The 6,859-nt window shown below is 62.3% G+C and carries 7 protein-coding genes; 2 read left to right on the top strand and 5 right to left on the bottom strand.

All coding sequences use genetic code 11. The annotated features are described in order from the left end of the window. Positions 1 to 351: 351 nt before the first annotated feature. From msrA to CKW24_RS22765, 4 genes are read right to left on the bottom strand one after another with little or no spacing between them, the layout of a single operon-like run. Positions 352 to 819: a peptide-methionine (S)-S-oxide reductase MsrA gene (msrA, locus tag CKW24_RS22780; RefSeq protein WP_095170420.1), complete on the bottom strand. Its 468-nt coding sequence runs from the start codon at positions 817 to 819 to the stop codon at positions 352 to 354. Further along, the gene (locus CKW24_RS22775; RefSeq protein ID WP_095170419.1) at positions 816 to 1,736 is read right to left on the bottom strand and encodes a homocysteine S-methyltransferase family protein; all 921 of its coding nucleotides are present in this window, start codon (positions 1,734 to 1,736) and stop codon (positions 816 to 818) included. Before CKW24_RS22775 ends, msrA begins: the two co-directional genes overlap by 4 nt. Further along, positions 1,733 to 2,782, bottom strand: a complete 1,050-nt coding sequence (locus tag CKW24_RS22770) for a glycine betaine ABC transporter substrate-binding protein (RefSeq protein WP_371917606.1) — start codon at positions 2,780 to 2,782, stop codon at positions 1,733 to 1,735. The genes CKW24_RS22775 and CKW24_RS22770 overlap by 4 nt, the downstream gene beginning before the upstream one ends. A 14-nt stretch (positions 2,783 to 2,796) precedes the next feature. After that, complete coding sequence (locus tag CKW24_RS22765; RefSeq protein WP_095170417.1) at positions 2,797 to 4,869, bottom strand: ATP-binding cassette domain-containing protein; 2,073 nt, start codon at positions 4,867 to 4,869, stop codon at positions 2,797 to 2,799. 281 nt (positions 4,870 to 5,150) lie between these two features. On the opposite strand from CKW24_RS22765, the gene CKW24_RS28280 reads away from it, so the two are divergent. Both CKW24_RS28280 and CKW24_RS22760 read left to right on the top strand, forming a co-directional pair. Next, positions 5,151 to 5,312 (top strand): hypothetical protein, encoded by a 162-nt coding sequence (locus CKW24_RS28280; RefSeq protein ID WP_174244572.1) that lies wholly within the window; start codon positions 5,151 to 5,153, stop codon positions 5,310 to 5,312. 53 nt (positions 5,313 to 5,365) lie between these two features. Next, positions 5,366 to 5,956, top strand: coding sequence for a helix-turn-helix domain-containing protein (locus tag CKW24_RS22760; RefSeq protein ID WP_371917607.1), 591 nt, complete (start codon positions 5,366 to 5,368; stop codon positions 5,954 to 5,956). Between the two features lie 184 nt (positions 5,957 to 6,140). On the opposite strand, the gene CKW24_RS22755 is transcribed toward CKW24_RS22760, so the two are convergent. Beyond that, a complete protein-coding gene (locus CKW24_RS22755) occupies positions 6,141 to 6,650 on the bottom strand; it encodes a hypothetical protein (RefSeq protein WP_162530200.1) in 510 nt (169 codons plus the stop codon). Between the last annotated feature and the right edge of the window lie 209 nt (positions 6,651 to 6,859).

Genomic DNA, 6,859 nt, shown 5'->3' with positions numbered 1-6,859 from the left:
GGGGGTAAACCGGCAGGACGCCGGTTTAGCCGCACTGGGCCAAGGATGGCCCATTGCGGCGGCCCCCCAAATCAATGTCGGAGTACGGGCATGCCGAGCCTAAGCGAGGCACCGAGTGGTGGGGTAAAAGCGTTTTGCTTACTTTTGCGCTGTTCAAAAGTGAGCCGCCGTCAGGCGGAACCATAGGAGGCCGTTACCAAAGAAATGGATATGTACTCGGTCTAATCCAACACCCTGGCCGGCCCACAGGCGCAACGTCACACCACAGTTGTGTAGATACCTATGCCACGATGGCGCCGCCACTACCAACATCGATGACACCTGACACCCACGATGCTTTCAAGGCCGCCCTCAGATCGAACAACTGCTGGCACCGTGTTTTTCCAGGTAGCGCTGGTGCGCTTCATCTGCCAACTGGAACTCCCCCAGAGGCACTATCACCGTTGCCAATGGCTTGCCCAGGCGCCCGGACGTGTCCAGTAGCTGTTTCGCGGCCTGGGCACTGGTCGCCTGTTGCGCCGAGCTGAAAAACAACGCCGAGCGGTATTTGACCCCGATATCCGCCCCCTGGCGGTCGACCGAGGTCGGGTCGTGCAGGGTCCAGAAATGTTCGATCAGGTGCGTATAGGAAATCATCCGGGGATCGAAGTCGACCTGCACCACTTCAATCAACGCCGGCTCGCCATCGGCCGAACGTGCGAAGCCGACCCGGCTATCGAGTACCCCGGGCAGCGCCCGCAAGTATGCCTCTGCGCCCCAGAAACAACCGGCGCCAAAGGTCGCCTGTTCCAACAACACGGACTGCTCCACCTCACTCATGCTTCTACCTCCAGTTCCTGCTCGATCAAATGCTGGTGCAACTGGGCGATGTGTTCCGGGCCGATGCCACAGCAGCCGCCGACGATGTTGGCGCCAGCGGCCACCCAGAACTTGGCCCAGTGCAGGTACGCCTGGGGTCCCAGGTCGGGACGAATCTCCAGCAGGGTGCTATTGGCTTTCACCTCGGCGTCCACCGCCGGGAAGGCATTGGCGTAGACCCCCAGCTCAATGGCCAGGCCCAGACCGCGGATAACGTCGGCGGCCTCACTCAATGCCGCGGCCATGACTTCTGGCTGACTGCAATTGAACAGTACCGCTTGTGCCCCCAGTCCGGCCGCCACGCGCACCGCCTCGGCCACCGGTTCGGCGGAACGCAGGCGTGGCGGCTGGCCCACTTCATCGAGCAGCGTGAACGATAGCCACAACGGTTTGCTGTCGCCGGCCAGTGCTTGGGCTACCGCCTGGATTTCGGCAATGGAACTCTGGGTTTCCGCCAGCCAGACGTCGACATGGGCCTGCAAGCCGGCGATCAACTGGCGATGAATTGCCACCGAGCGCGAGTGGTCGAACAGGTCCGGTCGATAGGAGCCCAGGGCTGGCGGCAGCGAGCCGGCTACCGTGACCGCTTCGCCACTGGCAGTCGCCGCCTGCCGCGCGAGGCGCCCGGCCCGCTCGGCAAGCGCCAGGCCATGCTCGGCAAAACGCGCCTCGCCAATATGAAAAGGCACCACCGCGTAGCTGTTACTGGTGATGACCCGCGCACCGGCGTCGATGAACGCCTGGTGGGCCCGCAGCACATACTGCGGTGCCTCGATCAGCGCCAGTGCCGACCATTCCGGCTGCCGGAACGGCGCGCCAATGCGCTGCAGCTCGCGCCCCATGCCACCATCGAGCAATCGCAAGGAAGGCCGGCTCATGGGATCGCACTCACGGTCGGTGCCGAAGCCTGCAACCACTGGTCCACGGTGCTGGCATGGGCCTGGACCCAGGCCTTGGCCGCTACGTCAGCCGGTTGCTGTTCCTTCTCGATCTTCAGGATCAGTTCGTTGAGCTGCGCCGGTTCGATCGCGACATTGCGCAGGAACTCGGCAATTTTCGGTGCCCGCTGCTGCAACGCGGCCGAGGCCAGCACGTGGACCTTGGCGTCCGGGAAGGCGCAGCTGATCTGGCTCTTGTTCAGCCAATCCGGGTCGACGGTCGGGCTGATGAATTTCCAGCAACCATCGGCCTTGTACAGCGGATCGCCTTTTTTGTTGTCCTGGGCATAGCCATCGAAGGCCGGTTCTTCCAGGCGGCGCAGATCGAAGGCGGAGAAAATCCAGTCCGGGGTGTAGGCGTAGAACACCACGCCGCGCTCGGCCTTGTAGGCGCTAGCCAGTTTGGCGTAGGTCACCGAAGCCTCGGTGGAGACCGCCTCGAACTTGTCGGCAAACCCGTAATCCTTGGCCTTGATCTGGCCGATGTAAGTGGACTCCCAACCGGCCGGCCCCACCAGCAACTGCGCCTTGCCACCGCCCAGGGGTTCGAAGAACTTCGCCACTTCCGGTTTTTTCAGGTCGTATACCGATTTGACGCCGTACTTGTCCTGCAAGTACCCGGGGATGTAGAAGCCCTGCTCGCCAGCATAGGGGTGGGCATTGGGCACCAGCGAACGGGTGCCGCCGGTGACGTATTTGGCCCAGGCGGCCGATTGGTTCGGCAGCCAGATGTCGGTCAGCACGTCCACCGACCCATCGCCCTTGGACGCGGCGCTCAACAGCACCGCGACGTCCCCCGCCAGGTACGAGACATCACCATCGAGACGGCTGCTGATGACTTCGCCGAGGATGTGCTGAATAGCAATGGCGCCGGTCCAGTTCTGTTCGCCGATGACGATTTTTTCCTTGGCCAGCAATGCCGGTGGAGCAATCAGCGAGGCCAGCAATGCCACTGCGCCCAGGGTGCGCGATAAGGGTTTGTTCACGATAAGCCTCACGTTCAGTTGTAGGTCGGGTCTTGCTTGCGCAAGCTCGATTGAATGATTCGATCCGGGATCAGCGCGCACAGGACAATCGCCGCACCGGCGAGCATGCCTTCGCCACCCTTGATGTTGCGCAACGCCGTCATCACGTCGTAACCGAGCCCGCCGGCCCCGATCAGGGCGGCCACGACCACCATCGACAGGCTCATGACCAGGGTCTGGTTGATCCCCAGCAACAGCGAGCGCCGGGCCAGTGGCAGTTGCACCTTGACCAGGGTCTGCCAGCTACTGGCGCCATGAGCCACAGCCGCTTCGACGGCATCCTTGGGCACCTCCTGGATACCCAGGGAGGTCAGGCGGATCATCGGCGCCAGGGCGAAAATCACCGTGGCAATCACCGCCGGGGTCTTGCCCACGGAAAAGAACGCCACGGCCGGGATCAGGTACACGAAGGTCGGCAGGGTCTGCATCACATCCAGCAGCGGTGTGACCACGCGGCGCACCCATGGTCGGCGCGCCAGCAGGATGCCGGTGGGCACGCCGATCACCAGGGCAATCAGCACCGAGGACCCCACCAGCGCCAGGGTGGCAATAGTGCGCTCCCAGAAGCCGAACAGGCCGATGTACAGCAGTGCGGCGCTGCTGGTCAGCGCGAGTGCCAGACCGGCCGATCGCCAGGAGAGAAACACCAGGGCCAGGGCCGAGACCGGCCAGGGCAGCCAGCCCAGCAGGCTCTCAATGCCTTCGATGACCGTGCGCACCGCGACTATCACCCCGACAAAGGCGCCTTCGAAAGTCACCTGCGACCAACTGATGAACTGGTCAATGCTCTGCGCCGTCACCAGCAGCAACTGGCGATTGGCCGGGAACTGCAGCAACGCGCTGCTGGTGTCGGCAGTGATCACCCGCCAGATCACCAGGACCTGGCTGACCAACAACAGCGTCAACGGCAGCGCCCAATCCGAGCCACCGCCGCGCACCGGACGGGCGCTGAGCGTCAGCGCGCTGTAGCGACTGGCAACCAGCACCAGCGTCGCCAGCAGCACCGTCAGCCAGGCCGAGCTAAGCAATCCTTGGCCGAGGGCTGCCAAGGCGCCCAGTTCACTGGCAAAAGCCAGCCAGAACAGCCCGCCCCTACCCCGCGCCGCCAACGCCGCTGGCCCCAGCAACAACGCTTGCCAGGCCGACAGACCGGGACTATAGGAAGGCGCGCGAGGCTGGCTGGGCAGTCGGGCCGCGACCTTGGTCGACGTTTTTGCAGGGGCGCTGGCCGGCGCGCAGTCACGGAAAAAGTCCGCGACTTCGGCGTCGGCCGGCTGCTCCAGCAATTGTTCAGGCGTGCCCAGTTGCACCAGGCGGCCATGGCGCAACACCGCAATGCGGTCTGCCAGGCGCAAGGCTTCGGCCGGGTCGTGGGTAACCAGTAGAGTGCTGATCCCGCGTGCGCGGGCCAGGGCCAGGAAATGGCTCTGCAAGTCGCGGCGGATGGTCGGGTCGAGGGCGCTGAACGGCTCATCCATCAACAGAATGTCCGGCTCCGTCACCAGCGCCCGGGCCAGCCCGACGCGCTGGCGCATGCCGCCCGACAGTTCATGGGGATAATGCTCGCCCCAGCCTTGCAGCCCGACCGCCTGCAACTGCACGGCTGCCGCCGCATGCCGCTGCGCCTCGGGCTCGCCACGCAATTCCAGGGGCAAGGCCACGTTGTCCAGCACCGTGCGGTGCGGCAACAAGCCAAAATGCTGGAACACCATGCCAATGCGCCGCGAACGCAACTCACGCAGGGCCTTGTTGCTCAAGCCACTGATCGCCTGGCCGTCAATCAGCACTTCGCCGCTGGAAGGCTCGATCAAGCGGTTGATGTGCCGCAGCAAGGTCGACTTGCCACTGCCGGAAGTGCCCATCAGACACAACACTTCACCACGCAGGACTTTCAGGTTGACGTTGCTGACCGCCGGCGCTGCGTCGTTCTGCCCGTAGGCCTTGGTCACGTCGCGCAACTCAAGCACCACGTCCGCTTCGAGTGCGGGCGCATCCGGGGCTGGGGTCTCGATCCGGGCGCTGGCCAGAGAGGATTGGATAAGGGTCACAGGCGTTCTCGACAAGCAGGCCCGAGCGCGACACAGCGCACCCGGGATGGAAAAAGGGACGAGGCGGCAGGGGCCTGGCGCCGTGACATAAAGCTAATCGATCTTAAAAAGCACAAATAAATACTTTTTTGGAATTAGCTTAGGCGTCTATTTCCCGTTCTCTTGCTTGCACCTTTAAGAACCAAAACGAATTAATAAATAGAAAATCATTATTTATCGATATAACAATTTCCGCGTAGGCTCAGTCCATCCCGTCATTCATCACCACAGTGAAGTGCCCCATGAATCCGACTGACAACCTCATCGACTTCGCCAGCTACCGCAAACGCAAACAGGCTCAACAACGGGCACGGGCCATGTGGGATATGTACACGCTGCAGGCCGGCCTGCAGACCTTCACCACGGCCCGGCCGACGGCCAGCACCGAGACCCGCCACGCGTGAACGCCCAGGGTCCCGTGCGCTTTCTCGCCAGCGCCGACGAACCGGTGCTCGATCTGAACCACTTGCAGCCCCAGGAAGAAGACCCGATTTGTCAGCGGGTCGCGCAAAACCTGCAGCGCCTGCGGGGCAAGCGCCACCTGTCCCTGGACGCACTGGCCCGCCAGTGCGGCGTGAGTCGGGCGATGCTGGCGCAGATCGAATCCGGCCGCAGCGTGCCGTCGATCAAGGTGCTGTGCAAAATTGCCAAGGGCTTGAAAGTCTCGGTCGCGGCGTTTCTCGAACACCGCGCGTTCGAAGGGGTCGCGGTCTTGTCGGCCAGCCAGAGCAAACGCCTGGTCAGCGCCAATGGCGCCTTCGTCAGCCGCGCACTGTTCCCGTTCGACGTGGCACGCCAATCGGAATTCTACGAACTGCGCCTGAGCCCCTTGGGTGAAGACCAATCCGCAGGCCATGGCCCGGGCGTGCAGGAAAACCTGGTCGTGGCCCAGGGCGTGCTGGAAATCAGTGTCAACGAAGAACGCTACCTGCTCTCCACCGGCGACTCGATCCTGTTCTACGCCGACCAGCCCCACCGCTATCGAAACCCAGCGGACAGTGAGGCAGTGGCGTATCTGGTAGTGACATATCCGGAACGGCTGGACTGACCGGCCAACAGCGGCTTGCTCGCGAAAACCTCAAGTACGACGCGTGCATCCAGGCAGCACGTGTCATCGTTGACGACCATCGCGAGCAGGCTCGCTCCCACAATGAGGCTCCAGGTGTTCGCAGGATTTGCAGACACCCAGGGGCGAATGCTGAGGATCCACCCCCGCCCTCAAAAGCCCCCAATCAGCAAGTGCAGCACATCATCGGCATGCCATTGCAGCTCATCATCATCGGCATGCTGCAATCGTTCATCATCTTCATCATCAACCCACAGCAGTTCTTCATCATGTCCATGTTCATGCCCGCCATCGGCATGATCTTGCACATCATGCTGTCAGCCTGAAGGCTGCACTCCATCACGCACTTCATCGACGGCATCGGCATGCCCATCACCGGCATCGGCATCATGGCGCCCATCATCGGCATGGCCATGCTCGCCTGGGACATGCACATCATGCTCATGTTGGCGCAATGCATCATCATCGGCATGCCGCAGTCCATCATCATCTGCATCATCTGCGCGCTGTTCTTGAACATCGCCATGTCCATGCCAGCGGCCGGCATCATCTTGCACATCATGCCGTCTTCGAGCATTTCGCAGCTCATGGTCGCCATCATCATCGGCATGCCCATCATCGGCATCATCGGCATGCTGCTGTTCATCGACATTGGCATCTGCATGGCATTCATCATGGTGGAGCTCCCGCAAGGATTAAATAGTTGGGTGAAGCGATGGCGCCGATTCTAAGGACTGGCTCTCCCACGACAAGACGCCCCCACAGCAGCGAAAAACGCTGCGCCAACTCCATTAGTGCGGCACCGAGTGCCAATGCCGCTGTTACAACCCACTTAACGACGCAATCACAGATATAACCACCACCTCTGCACCCGTTCAGCGGTCA

The sequence above is a fragment of the Pseudomonas sp. Irchel 3H3 genome (genome assembly GCF_900187635.1).
In the GTDB taxonomy this organism is placed as follows: Bacteria; Pseudomonadota; Gammaproteobacteria; order Pseudomonadales; family Pseudomonadaceae; genus Aquipseudomonas.
Note: the sequence above shows the minus strand (reverse complement) of the source record. Positions and strands in the feature narration are given on the sequence as shown.